The sequence below is a fragment of the Lentilitoribacter sp. EG35 genome (genome assembly GCF_040784015.1).
Taxonomy (GTDB): Bacteria; Pseudomonadota; Alphaproteobacteria; order Rhizobiales; family Rhizobiaceae; genus Lentilitoribacter.
In genome coordinates this window covers 340,832-357,299 of record NZ_JBFNGQ010000002.1, presented here as the reverse complement: position 1 = coordinate 357,299, position 16,468 = coordinate 340,832, and the positions used below count along the sequence as shown (strand labels likewise).

The 16,468-nt window shown below is 45.5% G+C and carries 11 protein-coding genes; 6 read left to right on the top strand and 5 right to left on the bottom strand.

From position 1 onward, the window contains the following. Positions 1-169: 169 nt before the first annotated feature. Both AB2J24_RS05575 and AB2J24_RS05570 read right to left on the bottom strand, forming a co-directional pair. Positions 170-2,425, bottom strand: coding sequence for a transglycosylase domain-containing protein (locus tag AB2J24_RS05575; protein WP_367384739.1), 2,256 nt, complete (start codon positions 2,423-2,425; stop codon positions 170-172). A gap of 121 nt (positions 2,426-2,546) precedes the next feature. Beyond that, positions 2,547-3,929: a M20/M25/M40 family metallo-hydrolase gene (locus AB2J24_RS05570; protein WP_367384738.1), complete on the bottom strand. Its 1,383-nt coding sequence runs from the start codon at positions 3,927-3,929 to the stop codon at positions 2,547-2,549. A 406-nt stretch (positions 3,930-4,335) separates the two neighbouring features. Between AB2J24_RS05570 and polA the strand changes: the two genes are divergently transcribed. The 3 genes from polA to AB2J24_RS05555 are packed head-to-tail and all read left to right on the top strand — an operon-like array spanning position 4,336 to position 11,103. After that, positions 4,336-7,287, top strand: a complete 2,952-nt coding sequence (gene polA, locus AB2J24_RS05565) for a DNA polymerase I (RefSeq protein ID WP_367384737.1) — start codon at positions 4,336-4,338, stop codon at positions 7,285-7,287. A gap of 33 nt (positions 7,288-7,320) precedes the next feature. Then, positions 7,321-9,777 carry an ATP-dependent helicase HrpB gene (hrpB, locus tag AB2J24_RS05560; RefSeq protein ID WP_367384736.1) on the top strand — a complete coding sequence of 819 codons (2,457 nt, stop codon included), beginning with the start codon at positions 7,321-7,323 and terminating at the stop codon, positions 9,775-9,777. Between the two features lie 24 nt (positions 9,778-9,801). Then, positions 9,802-11,103: an ActS/PrrB/RegB family redox-sensitive histidine kinase gene (locus AB2J24_RS05555; RefSeq protein ID WP_367384735.1), complete on the top strand. Its 1,302-nt coding sequence runs from the start codon at positions 9,802-9,804 to the stop codon at positions 11,101-11,103. A gap of 8 nt (positions 11,104-11,111) precedes the next feature. Here the strand turns inward: AB2J24_RS05555 and AB2J24_RS05550 are convergent, their stop codons facing one another. The 3 genes from AB2J24_RS05550 to AB2J24_RS05540 all read right to left on the bottom strand — a co-directional run bounded on the left by AB2J24_RS05550 (position 11,112) and on the right by AB2J24_RS05540 (position 13,387). Beyond that, the gene (locus tag AB2J24_RS05550) at positions 11,112-12,503 is read right to left on the bottom strand and encodes an MATE family efflux transporter (RefSeq protein WP_367384734.1); all 1,392 of its coding nucleotides are present in this window, start codon (positions 12,501-12,503) and stop codon (positions 11,112-11,114) included. A 110-nt stretch (positions 12,504-12,613) separates the two neighbouring features. Beyond that, complete coding sequence (locus AB2J24_RS05545; protein WP_367384733.1) at positions 12,614-12,976, bottom strand: TfoX/Sxy family protein; 363 nt, start codon at positions 12,974-12,976, stop codon at positions 12,614-12,616. Between the two features lie 9 nt (positions 12,977-12,985). Continuing rightward, positions 12,986-13,387: a winged helix-turn-helix transcriptional regulator gene (locus AB2J24_RS05540; RefSeq protein WP_197742881.1), complete on the bottom strand. Its 402-nt coding sequence runs from the start codon at positions 13,385-13,387 to the stop codon at positions 12,986-12,988. A 139-nt stretch (positions 13,388-13,526) separates the two neighbouring features. Here AB2J24_RS05540 and AB2J24_RS05535 point away from each other — a divergent pair, with 139 nt between their 5' ends. From AB2J24_RS05535 to nusA, 3 genes are all read left to right on the top strand, one after another. Continuing rightward, positions 13,527-13,943 (top strand): hypothetical protein, encoded by a 417-nt coding sequence (locus tag AB2J24_RS05535; protein WP_367384732.1) that lies wholly within the window; start codon positions 13,527-13,529, stop codon positions 13,941-13,943. A 150-nt stretch (positions 13,944-14,093) separates the two neighbouring features. Beyond that, the gene (gene rimP / locus AB2J24_RS05530) at positions 14,094-14,705 is read left to right on the top strand and encodes a ribosome maturation factor RimP (protein WP_162654350.1); all 612 of its coding nucleotides are present in this window, start codon (positions 14,094-14,096) and stop codon (positions 14,703-14,705) included. An 85-nt stretch (positions 14,706-14,790) separates the two neighbouring features. After that, positions 14,791-16,458 (top strand): transcription termination factor NusA, encoded by a 1,668-nt coding sequence (gene nusA, locus AB2J24_RS05525; protein WP_367384731.1) that lies wholly within the window; start codon positions 14,791-14,793, stop codon positions 16,456-16,458. Positions 16,459-16,468 lie beyond the last annotated feature (10 nt).

Here is a 16,468-nt window from a genome sequence, read left to right as displayed (position 1 = left end):
GTACTGACATATTAAGGTGTTCCGCTAAAGCGGTCCATTTACCAAAGGATGTGGTATTTGGCTAGCAAAAACACCCCTTTGCTATCTGAGGCCTATATAAGAAGGGTTTGATCAGACTGCAAGCCATTGAGTTGCAACTTTTAGAGAAGAATCGCAAATTTTCTAAAAATTATTGCCCCAAAATGACATCAAGTATGGATTTTGGCCTATCAGGTCTGGATTTTTGAGACTTTCGACCGACATCCCCGGGTGGCGTTAACCCGGCAGATTGTGATCTGGTTTGCGGTTTGATTTGCGCTTGGCGCCGCGGCTTTGATGCTTGGTCGCGTTGTGCTGGTATAGGGATAGAGCTGGTTGATTCGATAGAAATATTTGGAATGGGTTTTAGATCGCGCGTAAGATCAAGTGGCTCATTATCAGTTCCGTTTATATTTGAAATCTCACCCAATGGTGCGGTGACCGTCACGCGTGGTAGTGAGGCAACGGGTACACCATAATGCGCATTTGTCATAACTTTTTGCCAGATTTGTGCTGGCAATCCACCGCCTGTTACTTTTTGAGTCGGCTTACCATTGTCATTACCAAGCCAAACACCCATGGTTAGGTTTGCTGTGTAACCGACAAAGAGCGCATCTCGGAAAGACTGACTTGTCCCAGTTTTGCCTGCCACCTGCCAATTATCGATTTGTGCTTTGCGCCCAGTCCCTGACCGAACGACCTCCGTCAGCATGTAATTCATATCTTGAACAACACCAGTTGAAAGAACGCGAGGTGGGTTTTGAAATGAGCTTTCATATAGAACGCGCCCACTAGTCGTCATGACACGAGATATAATATGCGGTGTGGCCTTGTAGCCGCCATTCATAAATGGTGCATACGCGGATGTTAGTTCAAGCAGTGTGACCTCAGATGTTCCCAAGGAAATGGACGCGTTGGGTGTAAGTTTTGATTCGATACCCAAACGACGTGCAGTTTTGGCAACATTTTTTGGCCCAACCTCCATGACAAGTTGAGCAGCGATCGTATTAAGTGACTTGGATAATCCTACAGTGAGTGTTACGGGACCGCGATATTTTTGATCGTAATTTTTGGGTGTCCACTTATTGATGCGCACTGGCGCATCATTACGAACAGATTGAGGTGTGCGACCTTGTTCGAGCGCTGCCGCGTAGACAAAAGGCTTAAATGCTGAACCAGGTTGACGCTTTGCGCCACTTGCCCTGTCATATTGGCTTGTTTCATAGCTGCGACCGCCAATCAGAATGCGAATTGCACCGTTTGCATCCAGAGCAACAATCGCGCCTTCTTTAACGGCGTATTTTTTCCCATTTTGATCGAGCGTATCGCGTAAGATGACTTCGGCATCTTTTTGTAGATTTAGGTCAAGCGTAGTCTCAACAATGAGATCCTCCTTCACCTCGCCAATAACTTTCTTAAGATCGCTCATGACACGGTCAGCAGCAAAGTTCTCAGAACCAGACCAATAGCTTTTTGCCCGTATTTGAGGCTGAGTGAGTGCAACGGTTGCTTGATTGTCGTCAATGAAACCAGAACGGCTCATGGAGCCAAGCACAACCTGCGCTCTTGCTTCAGCAGCATCCGGATTACGAGCAGGTGACAGTCGCGAGGGAGCTTTTAAAAGACCCGCCAGTAGCGCTGCTTCCGATAATGTGACATCGCTTGCGGGTTTATGGAAGTAGCGGCGAGAGGCCGCCTGTACACCATATGCACCAGAACCAAAGTAAACTCGATTAAGGTACATTTCCAAAATCTGGTCTTTTGTGAAATTATGTTCGAGCCAGACAGAAAGCAAAACCTCTTGTACTTTTCGTTCCAAAGTTCGCTCAGGTGAAAGAAATAGGTTTTTTGCTAACTGTTGTGTCAGGGTCGAGCCACCCTGTACGGTTCGGCCTGCCATAACATTTGAAAACATTGCACGAGCCAGGCCGATTGGGTCGATGCCGAAATGGGAGTAAAATCTACGATCTTCAATCGCAATGACAGCTTGCGGAATAAATGGAGACATATCGCTCAAAAGCAATGCTTCCCCGCCTGTCGCACCGCGATTTGCAATAATTTGACTGTTAAGCGCTACAATTTTCACATTTGGTGGACGTTTTGGAACTTCCCAGCTGTCAGCAGCTGGCATTTGCGCACCGTAAAATGCAAAAAGACCACCGACGGCGAGAGCGCCCCAAATACCCAAAACAAAGCACCAGTATACCGATGATTTGACAAAGCGAACAAGTAAACTGCGAGACTTGTTTTTTCTACGTGCGGACCCAGAACGCGACTTTGAGCCACCAGATTTGGAAGAGTTACGCCTTCTAGCACCAGATTTTGCTGTGGTTTTGTTGGGTTTCCTAGCCGTAGCTTTCTTTCTAAAACTCGGTTCTACCCTCTTTTTTGTTGTTTTTCGTGCCATTTATGCGCCAGAATCGATTCTTTAAAATACTTATTTAGGCGCAATCTATATGTTGCAATTTAAGGGGAGGTTAAGCTCACTATTAACCATACTCTTCGTTGTATGTCTCGGTTCTCTTTCTTTAGGCTAAAGCGTTTAGGATACGGATCCATGAACGAATACCTTTATGGAATGAATTTAGCTCGTATTTTTCATTGGGAGAGTGGAGCTGATCGTCAGCAAGCCCAAAGCCAACAAGTACGGATTCCATACCAAGAAATGTTTGAAAATCGCCAACGATGGGAATGGAGCCGCCCATACCAACAAGAACGGTTGGTTTTGGCCATTCATCCGAAAGGGCAGTTTTGGTTTTTTCTATGATCGGAGAATCAAATGGTAATGCGATACCGCCAGATGCGCCGTGATCTTTAAAACTTACTGTGCAGTCTTCGGGCAAACGTTCTTCTACAAATCTATGGAAGGACACACGTATTTTCTCTGCATCTTGCTTGCCAACGAGACGGAATGAGATTTTCGCGCTGGCCTGCGCTGGAATAACGGTTTTGAAGCCATCATCGGTATAGCCGCCAGTAATCCCGTTAATTTCGGCAGTTGGGCGTGCCCATGTAAGTTCATGGGCGGAGCGACCTTTCTCGCCAAAGCATTTGGACAAACCAACATCACCCAAAAATTCTTCATCACTTTGGCCTAGACTTCTCCACGCTTGTTTAATCTGTTCAGGTGTTTCTTCAACACCATGATAAAACCCATCAATGGTTATTTTACCATCCCTATCGTGTAGATCGGCAACAATACGGGCTAAGATCGTAATCGGGTTAGCGGCTGCGCCACCATAAAGACCTGAATGCAGATCGCGAGATGCCGCATGAATTGTCACTTCTTCGCCCAACAATCCGCGCAAGCTTGTGGGGATCGCCGGTGTTTCATGGTTCCACATAGATGTATCACAAACGAGAGCAAAGTCGGCTTTTAACTCATCCTTATTGGCTTCAAGAAAAGGTTGAAGAGATGGGGAGCCAGATTCTTCTTCGCCTTCAAATAAAATTGTGATCTTGCAAGGAAGTTCTCCGTGGGTTTCTTTATAGGCTCGGCAAGCTTCCACAAACGTCATGAGTTGCCCCTTATCATCGCTAGAACCACGCCCTGCGATTACTTTGCGGCCATTTCGTTCCAAGATTTGTGGTGTAAATGGATCATAGTCCCATAACTCTATAGGATCAACTGGCTGTACATCATAGTGTCCATAAAAAAGAACATGCGGCGCATCTGGGTTTTCACAGGCATGATGGCCAACAACCATTGGGTGACCGATTGTGTCTCTTACATCCGCACTAAAACCAAGTTTATTAAGATAATCAGCTAAAAAAGTAGCTGTTCTATAACAATCATCTTTATATGCCGGATCTGTCGAGATCGACGGAATAGCCAGTAGTTCGAACAAGCGTTCAAGGCTTGTATCCAGGTTTGCATCTGCTTTTTCTAAAACGGGTGTAATTGAAGGCATTAAGTTTATCCTGTTAAACGAATTGGAGCTATCGACTAAATCTTAGTTTGATGTAATCACATTTGGATAAAAAGAAAAGCCACCATAACCGGAGGGGGATGGTCATGGTGGCATTTTATTTGGAGCCTACCCTATGAGGGGGGGAGGGTGAGGCTCTTGACTGGCTGGATCAGCAGGGGAAGCTTTTTTCCAGACAGCGGCTTGTAACGCCTATGTGAGTTATTTGGGGTTAGGAAAGCGGCGAAACAATGGCCAATATATTAATTATTTGTAACATTTATGTGATTGTACGCACAGGCGTGTTTCAACCTCTGATTCGACAGGTGTTTTAGTGTAACCCATAAGTCTAAGTTGAAAAGAAAAATCTGGCATGGACGTTGGCGGTTTTAGGCGTTAAATCAGAAGCATGAAAAAAGGTGATCATCTCTTCCTCGTCGACGGCTCTGGCTATATTTTCAGAGCTTATCACGCCCTGCCGTCTCTAACGCGCAAATCTGACGGTTTGCCCGTAGGAGCGGTATCAGGCTTTTGTAATATGCTGTGGAAGCTCGTTTCTTCCGCCCGAGATGAAAATGATGGTGTTACACCCACTCATTTTGCAGTGATTTTTGATCATTCATCAAAGACATTTCGCAACGAGCTTTATCCTGAATACAAAGCCAATCGTGATGCGCCACCAGAAGATTTGCGCCCACAATTTGGGCTAATCCGTCAGGCTACAAAGGCGTTTAACCTGCCTTGCATAGATAAAGAGGGCTTTGAAGCTGATGATATTATTGCAACCTATGCCCGCCATGTTCGAGAAGCGGGTGCGGACTGCACGATTATTTCGTCAGATAAAGATTTAATGCAGCTTGTTGGTGATCAGGTGTCGATGCTTGATACGATGAAAAACAAACATATTCAGGTGCCGGAAGTTATCGAAAAGTGGGGTGTCCCGCCTGAGCAAATGATAGATTTGCAAGCATTGGCCGGCGATTCGGTTGATAACGTTCCGGGTGTTCCAGGTATTGGACCCAAAACTGCGGCCCAGCTGCTTGAACAATTTGGCAATTTGGATACCCTACTTGAACGTGCTGGTGAGATTAAGCAGAATAAACGTCGTGAAAACCTTATTGAATTTGCTGACAATGCACGTATCTCGCGCGAGCTTGTTCGTCTTCGTGATGATGTTGAACTTGACGTTGATTTAGATGGGTTATTTTTGGAGCAACCCAATGGGCCGATGCTTATCAGCTATTTAAAAGCTATGGAGATGACAACGCTTACCAAGCGTGTTGCGGCCGACACGGGTTCCGATGCGGATACTATCGAACCAGCTGAATTGGTGATCGAATGGGAGAACGCCCGTGGACCTGATCTTGATCCTGAAGATAGCGATGCGGAAGATGGCCCAAATGATGGTTCAAGCGCTGCAAAATATACGCCGCGTAAACTCGTAAATGCCCGTGCAGAACGTGTCGCACAATCCAACATTGATCATAGCACTTATGAGACAATTCGTGATATTGAAACCCTTGATAGATGGTGTGCTGATATCAGAGCAAAAGGTACATTTGCATTCGACACAGAAACAACGTCGCTTGATGCGATGCAGGCGGAGTTGGTGGGCTTCTCAATTGCCTATTTCGAGGGAAAAGATAGTGACCTCAAGGTTAAAGCTGCTTATGTGCCACTTACGCATAAGACGGGTGTAGATGATCTGCTTGGAGGCGGACTGGATGAGAACCAGATCAACTTTGATCAGGCGCTCGCGCGGCTTAAAGATGTCCTGGAAGATGCATCTCTGCTTAAAATCGCTCAAAATCTTAAATATGATATGCTGGTTCTAAAGCAGCTTGATATTGATGTGGTGTCATTTGATGACACGATGCTTTTGTCCTACGTACTCGATGCAGGTGTAGGTCACGGAAGTTCCGGTGGTCACGGCATGGATGTGCTTGCTGATCGTTGGCTTGGTCACAAACCTATTCCCTATAAAGAAGTTGCGGGTTCAGGAAAATCAGCAATTACGTTTGATCTGGTCGAGATCGAAAAAGCCACAGCCTATGCCGCAGAAGATGCCGACATAACATTACGTCTTTGGTATGCGCTCAAACCTCGCCTCGTAGCGGATGGATTGGTATCAGTCTATGAGCGTCTAGAGCGCTCTCTGGTTAAAGTGCTTGTCGATATGGAATCGCGGGGCATTTCAGTAGATCGTCAGATTCTATCACGGTTATCTGGCGAATTGGCGCAAGGTGCTGCGGGGCTTGAAGCTGAAATTTACGAACTTGCTGGTGAGAATTTTAACATTGGCTCGCCCAAGCAATTGGGTGAAATCCTCTTTGGGAAAATGGGTGTGCCAGGTGGTGCAAAAACCAAAACGGGTCAATGGTCAACATCTGCACAAGTGTTGGAAGATTTAGCCGCGGAAGGTCATGAACTGCCGCGAAAAATTGTTGATTGGCGCCAGCTTACAAAGCTAAAATCAACATATACTGACGCGTTGCCAAATCATATTCACCCCGTAACAAAGCGTGTACACACGTCCTATGCAATGGCATCAACATCAACCGGGCGGCTTTCATCAAACGATCCAAATTTGCAAAATATTCCAGTTCGGACCGCTGAAGGTCGCAAAATTAGAACCGCTTTCGTACCTGAAAAAGGTAATACGCTTATCTCCGCTGATTATAGTCAGATTGAGTTACGTGTCTTAGCTCACGTGGCAGATCTTACGACGTTAAAGCAAGCCTTTGCGGATGGTTTGGACATTCATGCTATGACTGCCTCCGAAATGTTCGGTGTGCCTATCAAAGATATGCCAAGCGAAGTTCGCCGCAGAGCAAAGGCAATTAATTTTGGTATCATCTACGGGATTTCAGCCTTTGGCCTCGCCAATCAACTCGGCATTCCGCGCGGCGAAGCCAGCGATTATATTAAAATGTATTTCGAACGTTTCCCTGGCATCAAAGATTATATGGAAAACACCAAAACCTTGGCGAAAGAACAAGGTTTTGTCGAGACAATATTTGGTCGAAGAATTAATTTCCCGGATGTAAAATCATCCAACCATCAAGTTCGTGCATTTAATGAACGTGCTGCAATCAACGCACCGATCCAAGGGTCAGCGGCAGACATTATCCGCCGTGCAATGGTCAAGATGGATCAATCTTTGGCTGATGCTGGTTTGCAGGCAAAAATGCTTCTGCAGGTTCATGATGAATTGATTTTTGAAACCGTTGAAGCCGAAACTGAGCCGACTATTGATTTGGTCAAATCAGTGATGGAAACAGCTTCAATGCCAGCGCTATCGATGTCTGTTCCATTGAAAGTAGATGCTCGCGCTGCGGAAAATTGGGACGAAGCGCATTAACTTTGCTAATAAATTTGCGTTTTTGGAAAATGAATGAGTTCTTCATATCTTCCCATCAATGATGTTCTAAGCGACATTGAAGAAGAGTTGGCGCGACGAAATAATCTCATTATCGCAGCGCCACCTGGCGCAGGTAAAACGACTGTCGTTCCTTTGAAGATTTTGGAAAGCAGTTGGTATGAAGGTGGTAAGATCATCCTTATTGAACCGCGGCGTTTGGCGGCTCGTTCTGCAGCACACCGGATGGCCGTGTTACATGGTGATGATGTTGGCCAAACCATCGGTTATCGTATGCGGCTTGATACCAAGATATCCGATAAAACCCGTATTGAAGTGGTGACCGAAGGCGTTTTCACACGGATGGTTTTGGATGATCCGGAACTATCCGGCATTGAGTGCGTGATCTTTGATGAGTTTCATGAACGCTCACTGGATGCGGATTTTGGTCTTGCGCTGACGCTTGATGTTCAGGCTGGTTTGCGGGAAGATCTCAAGATTTTGGTAATGTCTGCAACACTCGATATTGAAGAAATCAACCGCATCTTACCTGATGCAGCTACGGTCATTTCTGAAGGTCGAACTTTCCCGATTGATATTCGTTATCAACCACGACGAGCCAATGATCGCATTGAGGATGTCATGGTTGATGCGATCGCAAACATACTCGCATCAGAAGAGGGTTCCATTCTATGTTTCTTGCCCGGTCAGGGTGAAATAAAACGTGTTTACGATCGGCTGGAAAACAGAATTGGCGATGGTGTTGAATGTCATATGCTCTTCGGATCTATGCCAATGAAAGATCAGGATGCCGCAATCCAGCCAATTAAAGGGACGGGACGGAAAGTTGTATTGGCCACATCAATTGCTGAAACCTCAATCACAATTGACGGCGTACGGATTGTTATTGATTCTGGACTTCGTCGAGAAGCCTTCTTTGAAGCGGTAACAGGTATCACACGGCTTGAAACAATAAAGGCATCCCAAGCTGCAACCACCCAGCGTGCCGGCCGTGCGGGGCGAACAGAACCCGGAATAGCTTTGCGTTTGTGGCAAAAAGAACAGCAAGCAGCTTTGCCAAAATTTACGGCACCGGAGATACTATCAAGTGATCTGTCAACGCTTATGCTGGATTGTCTATCATGGGGTGTGAGCGACCTACATCAGTTAGCATTTTTAACAGAGCCACCGTCATCTGCAGTCGAGGCGGCTTTGGCCCTATTGCGTAAAATTGGCGCGATTGATCAAAAGGCTAACCTAACCGAGCTTGGAAAATCTGTCCGACTATTGCCCTTATCTGTGCGCTTGGCTGCTATGGTAATTGATGCCGCAAAATGTGAGCAGGCATTACTGGCGGCCAAACTATCAGTCCTTCTCTCTGAGCAGGGTTTGGGTGGTAATGATGTTGATATCGAATACCGCTTGCAGCGTTTTGAAAATGACAGAAGTAAACGCGCAGTTTCATCCCGCAAGCTGGCAGAGAGAATTGCCAGAATGGCAGAGCAGTCAGCTAAAACATTGCCAAGATATGATGCGCGGTCAGTTGGTGGATTACTCGCAACAGCGTTTCCAGATCGGATTGCAAAACAACGCAGTAAAGATGGTCAGTTCACGATGGCAAATGGTAGGGGTGCGGTGATTGATCATATGAATAAGCTAGCATCAGAGCCGATGCTTATTATCGCAGACCTAACCGGCAGAGCCGCCGCCCCGCGTGTATTGTCGGCATGTCGATTTGACATGGCTGAGTTGGATGATCTTCCGCACGGCGTTTTGCAAGAAGCTGAAGAATGTTACTTTGATCGTCAAAGTCAATCGGTTCGAGCAAGGTATCAAAAGCGCTTGGGTGCAATTATCTTGCAGGAAAAACAGTTGTCTAAGCCTGAGGGCGCTGCCGCGGCAGAAGCTTTAGCGGATGGTATTTCACAAGTTGGTATTAAAAAACTACACTTTTCAAAGTCACTTCACCAATGGATAGACCGCTCTGAATATCTACGACTAAACTACGATGAAAATTGGCCGAACCTATCTGATGAAGGTTTGATTGGATCACTTGATCAATGGTTTTTGCCATTTCAAATTGATGTCCTCTCGATCAAGAATATTTCTGCGCAAAGTTTAGAAAATGGTATTAAAACTCTTCTTAATTGGGATCAGGCACGACAGCTTGATGATATGGTGCCGACCCATTTTAAGCTTGAAAATGGAAAGAGTGCCATAATTGAGTATCGCAATGAAGGCCCTGCAATTTCACTTCGTGCGCAGCAATTTTTTGGCCAGAAGCATCATCCATCGATTTTAAACGGTAAGGTTCCATTACTTGTCGAGCTTTTATCGCCAGCGCAAAGGCCAATTCAGTTGACCCGTGATTTGCCCGGGTTTTGGAAAGGTTCTTGGTCAGATGTGTGCAGCGATATGCGGGGGCGTTATCCAAAACATGATTGGCCAGATGATCCTGCAAATGCTAAACCGCCCGTTAAACGCCAACGTTAAATTCTGGGTTGAGGTTATTATGTAATGAATTTGTCATCGACAGCGGCTGAAGAATTTTCGCGCTCACGTATGTTGCGTTTACAAACACTTATCAGGCTTCGCTGGTTGGCGGTAGCTGGTCAGATTGCAACGATATTGTTCGTGGCGATGTTTTTAAAGTTTCCGCTGCCGGTCGGTTATTGTCTAAGTCTTGTCGCTATTTCTATTGTTTTGAATATTTACTTGGCACAGAGGAACCCTTCTACACGGCGACTAACGCCAGTATCTGCAATGCTTGTACTTGGTTTTGATGTGCTTCAATTATCTGGATTGTTGTTCATGACGGGCGGTTTGGCAAATCCGTTTTCCATTCTGATATGTGTGCCTGTCATAATTTCCTCAGCATCTTTGCCAATGAGCCGCACGCTCCTGCTTGGTCTGGTAACTTTTTTTAGTGTGTCCGTGCTTGGCTTCTATTCCTTGCCATTGCCTTGGTACGAAGGCACACAACTTGAAATTCCGCGTGTCTTTCTCTTCGGTGTGTGGATCGCGATTGTTTCAACCACAGCCTTTGCTGCATTTTATGCCTATCGCGTTTCTGCTGAAGCCAATGCACTCGCAGGTGCGCTAAGCGCCACGGAACTGGCGCTTCAACGCGAACAACATCTATCCGCAATTGATGGTTTGGCTGCCGCCGCCGCACATGAGCTTGGCACCCCTTTGGCGACAATTTCTGTCGTGGCAAAGGAAATGCAGCGTGCAATCGGCCCGGACAGCCCCTTCCATGAAGATGTGCAATTGCTAACCAGCCAGAGCGAACGTTGCCGCGATATTTTGCAGAGATTGACCACTTTGTCAGCTGAAGATGAAGAGCATATGCGACGTTTGCCATTTAGTTCATTGATTGAAGAGGTTGTCGCCCCGCATCGTGAATTCGGTATTGAACTTATCAGCTCAATTGATGCAAAAACTGAAAATGAACCTGTTAGTCGTCGAAATGCTGGTATCCTGTTTGGGCTTGGAAATCTGATGGAGAATGCGGTTGATTTTGCATGTGACGAGGTGACGATAAAAGCCCGGTATGATGCAAATATCGTTGAAATAGTTATTACCGATGATGGTCCAGGCTATAGTCAGCATATGATTCAGCAGATTGGCGAGCCTTATATGAAACATCGTAGTGGCTCTCAGTTAGATAAGGCAGGCGGTTTAGGTCTAGGCTTGTTTATCGCAAAAACACTGCTTGAGCGTTCAGGTGCGAACCTCAAATTCAACAATCTTGAATATCCAGAAACTGGTGCGCAAGTATCTATTCGCTGGCCCCGATCAGAACTGGATGTTTTTTAGGTGAAAGCCTAGCTGGGTTGTGCGACTGCTTTCGGTTTTGAAAATAAAATGCCGCCAATTTGTTTGCGCGCAATACCTTCTGTTACAATAATTGAGAATAGCAGTCCCGTTATCACACTAGTCGCGACGCCAAGCCAGACACCCAAAGTGCCGAAATCTAATAAGACAACGAAGATATAGACAAAGGCAGCAACCGCTAGCCCCTGTCGATAGATACCGATAATCAATGTCCAGACGGGCTTCTTAAAGGCTTGCAGTAAGGAGTTTATTGCGAACAGAACGAGATAAACGGGCAGAATAAAACCATCAACCCGTAGATATTGGGCACCTATTCTCTGCACTTCAGAATTATCTGAGAAAATTCCCATCAATAGCTCCGCAGCGAGCCAGAGAATTCCGGAGGCTGCAAGCATCATGACGATGCCAACTTTACAGCAGAACATAAATGCTTCACGCACGCGGTCGTAGTTTTTCGCCCCAAAGTTTTGTGCGGCAATAGGTAATAATGCGCCTGTGAGGCCAAAGGCCGGCAGCAGCAAGAGCTGCTCGACACGAAGTGCTACACCATAGGCAGCGACTGCGTCTCCACCAAATCCTTTCAGGTAAAATTGAATAACAAAACCAGAGAACATCATGACAACCATGGTGAAGCTGGATGGCAGCGCTTGTGCTGTGATGTCTTTATAAGTTGGAAAGTGAGGTGTAAAACTTGCAGGAGCATCTGCTTTCATAAGGTCAGATTTCCATACTCGATAGAGTATGAATGTCATTACACCTGTTTGGCTGACCACGGTTGAGAGTGCAAGTCCGGTGAAGCCGATGCCATCAACAAAACCTGGAATGCCGAAGATAAACAATGGATTTAATATAAGATTTGCAAAGAAGGCGGCAATTTGTGCACGTTCCATAGAGACCGTATCACCTTGCGCCTGTAAAATACCATTAGCGCCAAATGTGAGTAAGAACGCCGGAGCTGCAAGCAACATAACGAGGAAATAATTGTTCGCTGCGTCACGATAAGCGCCTGCTTCTGTAATAATTGCAATAAGGTCTGCACCAAAGAAAAAGCCAAGAATACCGAAGAAGACAGACGCAATAGTGCCATATCCAATGCCTTGTGTCGCTATTTCTTTGGCCAAACGGTTATCTTTGGCTCCCAATGCGTTGCCAACAAGCGCGCCCATAGCTGAGCTGAGGCCAATTCCAAGAGCAACCAGAACAAAAAAGACCTGAAAGGCTATAGCTAAGCCTGCTTGTGCATCGGTGGACAAAAGCCCCGCGTAAAATACATCAACAACATTGTAGAGTGTCGTAAAAATCATGCCTATGGCAGCGGGAATGGCGATTTTTTTGAAATGGTTCGGTATAGAACCTTCCGTGAGATCAAAAGTAGCTGACATGGTTTGCTTTCAGTATTTGGTGCGAAATCAGGTATTTAAGTGAGACAAATCTTTGTGCGCCAGATTTTATGATGCGTCAACTCGTCTATATAATGCGGAAACGTCAGGATTTACTTCGTTTCTTTTGGTTTTTTAGGTGGAAGTTGACCGACAAAACTCATGGAAAGAGAAATCAATCCATCAAGATCATCGTTGTTGCACTCCGTGCAAGCCTTCTCAACAAGACCACCCATTCGCCGGCCTGTAAATGAGAGTGCTTTGGCTCCATACTGTGCAATCGCTTCGTCTTCGTTATCCTTGCCAACACGAAACATAAATTTGTCGATACCAGTTTTCTTCTCAATTGATACGCCGCCGATCATGTTGCCATGATGAAGAAAGCATATGCCGCCCATCATTTTTTTCTCGCCGACACCATCCATAAGACCCAATTTCTTACGAAATCTATCCGCAGTTTCTTCATTATATGCCAATGGAGGTCCTTAATTTAGTTTAGTTATCTGCTCATTCACGAGCGAAATGAGCTTCTTGGATTCTAAAATAGTGGCGTCAGCGTCATTTCGATAAGATGTTATAAAATCCCTTGGCACTTCTGTATTCTCATCATGACGCTCCGCCCACTCAATGATTGATAGGAAAATAGGAATAAGTTCCAATGCCTTTTCTGTTGGTAGGTAATAGACCTTCGATTTTTTAATTTGGTCTCTGTGACGCGTAAAAATTCCCGAAGCTTCCAGTTTGCCTAGTCTATCAGCAAGAATATTTGTTGATATGCCTTCACCTGCATCCAAAAACTCGCCGTAGTAGCGCCTGCCTTTGAACAGTACATCTCGGAGCAGCATAAAACTCCAGCGGTCAGCAAAGATGGATGCTGCGTACCGCACGGGGCATCCATCCCAGCTTATTTTAGAATCTTTCACCATGGGATGAGTTTAGCATATTATATAATACTTGCAATTAACAAGTGAATCACATTAAAAATAATTTACTTGCAAAAAACAAGTTAAATTTGGAGGAATATATATGAGTATTAAACGACAGATTGTGGCTTTCGCTTCTTACATTGCTGTTACATTTGCCTGGGCGATCATATGGAATTTAGTGTTTTTTAAAGAGGCATATTCAGCGCTTGCGGTGTCGGCATATAGGTCAGAGCCAATTATACCGCTTGGTTTTGTAGCAATCGTTATTCAAGCGATTACCATCACCTATCTATTTGGTAAATTTTTTCCACTCGCGCCAACTCTAAAAACGGCGCTGATGTTAACTGTAGGATTTGGTGTTTTCCTAATAACTTATGCCGCATTGGTCGTTCCGGCAAAATTTGCCGTATCTCCTACGTTTGAATATGTTGCTCTGGAGCTTGTTTTCGAAATAATCCATTTTGTCCTGATTGGATTGATGTTTTTTTTCATTTTTAGAAATGTTAAGTCTGTATGAGGAGAAGGTCGTCGATGACTCGCTTGCATTTTGTGGCAAATCATACTAAATAGATCACAAATCTTGATCTGATGAACAAGAGTGGGCCCTACCGGACCCGCTCTTTTTTGTTACTTGAAGACAATTTAACATTGACGGATTATGTGACACTTGGAACAAATATCTGAAATTGAGCCACGGCTTTTTGTAGAAACTGGATTAGAAGCTAAAGTTGCCGAGATCGTTGAGCCTGTGATAGAATCTATGGGTTTTCAGCTCGTGCGCATCCGCACCACAGGCGAAAACGGTTTAACGCTACAAATTATGGCTGAGCGTCCCGATGGCACTATGTCGGTACAAGATTGTGAAGCTGTTTCGCGTGCGATTTCGCCAGTGCTTGAGGTGGAAGATCCTATCGAGCGAGCTTATCATTTGGAAATGTCGTCCCCCGGGATTGATCGTCCAATGGTTCGTAAAGGTGACTTTGTGCGCTGGGCTGGGCATATTTTAAAGTGCGAAACATCCGTGATGGTTGAAGGTCGCAAACGGTTTCGTGGTTGGATAGGTGAGGTTGATGAAACTGGTTTTGTCATTGAGCGCGATGATCCGTCGCCCGATGAAGAGGCGATTTTGACAATACCGTTTTCTGCCTATGCAGAAGGAAAGTTGATCTTGACGGATGAGCTTATTGATCAGGCATTAAAGGCTGACAAGCAGGCAAAAAAGGCCCAACGGAAAGCTGACAATGAGAATGGTTCACCGAACAACGGTACAACTGAGTAATAGAGTTAAGTGAATTTGGGATAGCCCAATTTGGGGCTGCTTAATTAGGGAATAAATGGGTTTATACCCTCATATGGAGACAAAAATGGCAGTTAGTGCAAATAGACTTGAACTGTTGCAGATCGCTGACGCAGTTGCGCGGGAAAAAGCTATTGATCGTGAGATCGTTATCGATGCTATGGCCGAAGCAATTCAAAAAGCGGCACGTTCGAGATACGGCACAGAATCCAATATTCAAGTTGATATTGACCCTAAGACTGGTGAAATTAAACTCACACGCATGCTGACGGTTGTTGATGTTGTTGAAGATTATTCTACTGAGATGGCTTTGATGATTGCACAAGATCGCGATCCAGATGCTAAAGTTGGTGATGAAGTGCACGATCCGCTTCCCCCAATGGACTTTGGTCGCATTGCTGCACAATCTGCAAAGCAGGTTATTGTGCAAAAAGTTCGTGAAGCAGAACGCGATCGCCAATTTGAAGAATATAAAGATCGTGTTGGTGAAATCGTCAATGGCACAGTTAAACGTGTTGAATATGGTAATGTGATTATCGATATGGGTCGTGGTGAAGGTATTATTCGTCGTGATGAAATGATCCCTCGTGAAAATGTTCGTTATGGTGATCGCGTTCGTGCTTATGTGCACGATGTGCGCCGCGAGCAACGTGGCCCGCAGATTTTTCTATCTCGTACACACCCCCAATTCATGGTTAAATTGTTTACGATGGAAGTGCCGGAAATTTACGATGGTATTATCGAAATTCGCTCTGTTGCTCGAGACCCAGGTTCACGCGCCAAAATCGCGGTGATTTCAAATGATTCGTCAATTGATCCAGTGGGTGCCTGTGTTGGTATGCGTGGTTCACGTGTGCAGGCTGTTGTTGGCGAGCTGCAAGGCGAGAAAATTGACATTATTCCTTGGTCTCAATCTCCTGCAAGCTTTATCGTGAACGCGCTTCAGCCTGCGGAAGTTGCGAAAGTTGTTTTGGATGAAGATGCAGAGCGTATTGAGGTTGTTGTGCCGGATGATCAGCTTTCACTGGCGATCGGTCGTCGCGGTCAAAATGTACGCCTGGCTTCTCAGCTTACCGGCTGGGATATTGACATCATGACAGAAGAAGAAGAATCTTCTCGTCGTCAGAAAGAGTTCACAGAACGTTCAGAACTCTTCATGAAAGCGCTTGATGTAGACGAAATGGTTGGTCAGGTTCTGGCCTCTGAAGGCTTTAGCCAGGTTGAAGAAGTTGGCTATGTTGAGCTTGATGAACTATCATCTATTGAAGGTTTTGACGCTGATACTGCACAAGAGCTGCAAACCCGTGCGCGTGAATATCTCGATCGTATCGAGGGTGAACTTGACGCAAAACGCAAAGAGCTTGGTGTTTCGGATGAAATTCTGGCAATCGACGGTATTACAACGGCGATGCTCGTTGCCCTTGGCGAGGATGGCATCAAAACAATGGAAGATTTTGCTGGCTGTGCCGCAGATGATCTTGTTGGTTGGACTGAACGTAAAGATGGCGAAACAAAACGTTTTGAGGGCCTTTTCTCCAGTAAAGAAGTTTCCCGCGATGAAGCAGAAGCCATGGTTATGTCTGCTCGTTTAGCGGCAGGCTGGATTACGCAAGAAGAGCTTGATGCAATGAATGCAGCTGCGACTGAATTGGAAGAAGGTGAAGAAGCGCTCTTAGAAGAAGATCAACCGGTTGTAGAAGTAGAGCCTACAGCTGAATCAGTCTTTAAAGACTGATGTGAGCAAG

Coding starts and splice junctions, on each gene's coding strand:
- AB2J24_RS05575 (WP_367384739.1), bottom strand. CDS start 2,425: ATGGCACGAAAAACAACAAAAAAGAGGGTAGAACCGAGTTTTAGAAAG.
- AB2J24_RS05570 (WP_367384738.1), bottom strand. CDS start 3,929: ATGCCTTCAATTACACCCGTTTTAGAAAAAGCAGATGCAAACCTGGAT.
- nusA (WP_367384731.1), top strand. CDS start 14,791: ATGGCAGTTAGTGCAAATAGACTTGAACTGTTGCAGATCGCTGACGCA.
- hrpB (WP_367384736.1), top strand. CDS start 7,321: ATGAGTTCTTCATATCTTCCCATCAATGATGTTCTAAGCGACATTGAA.
- AB2J24_RS05550 (WP_367384734.1), bottom strand. CDS start 12,503: ATGTCAGCTACTTTTGATCTCACGGAAGGTTCTATACCGAACCATTTC.
- polA (WP_367384737.1), top strand. CDS start 4,336: ATGAAAAAAGGTGATCATCTCTTCCTCGTCGACGGCTCTGGCTATATT.
- AB2J24_RS05535 (WP_367384732.1), top strand. CDS start 13,527: ATGAGTATTAAACGACAGATTGTGGCTTTCGCTTCTTACATTGCTGTT.
- AB2J24_RS05555 (WP_367384735.1), top strand. CDS start 9,802: ATGAATTTGTCATCGACAGCGGCTGAAGAATTTTCGCGCTCACGTATG.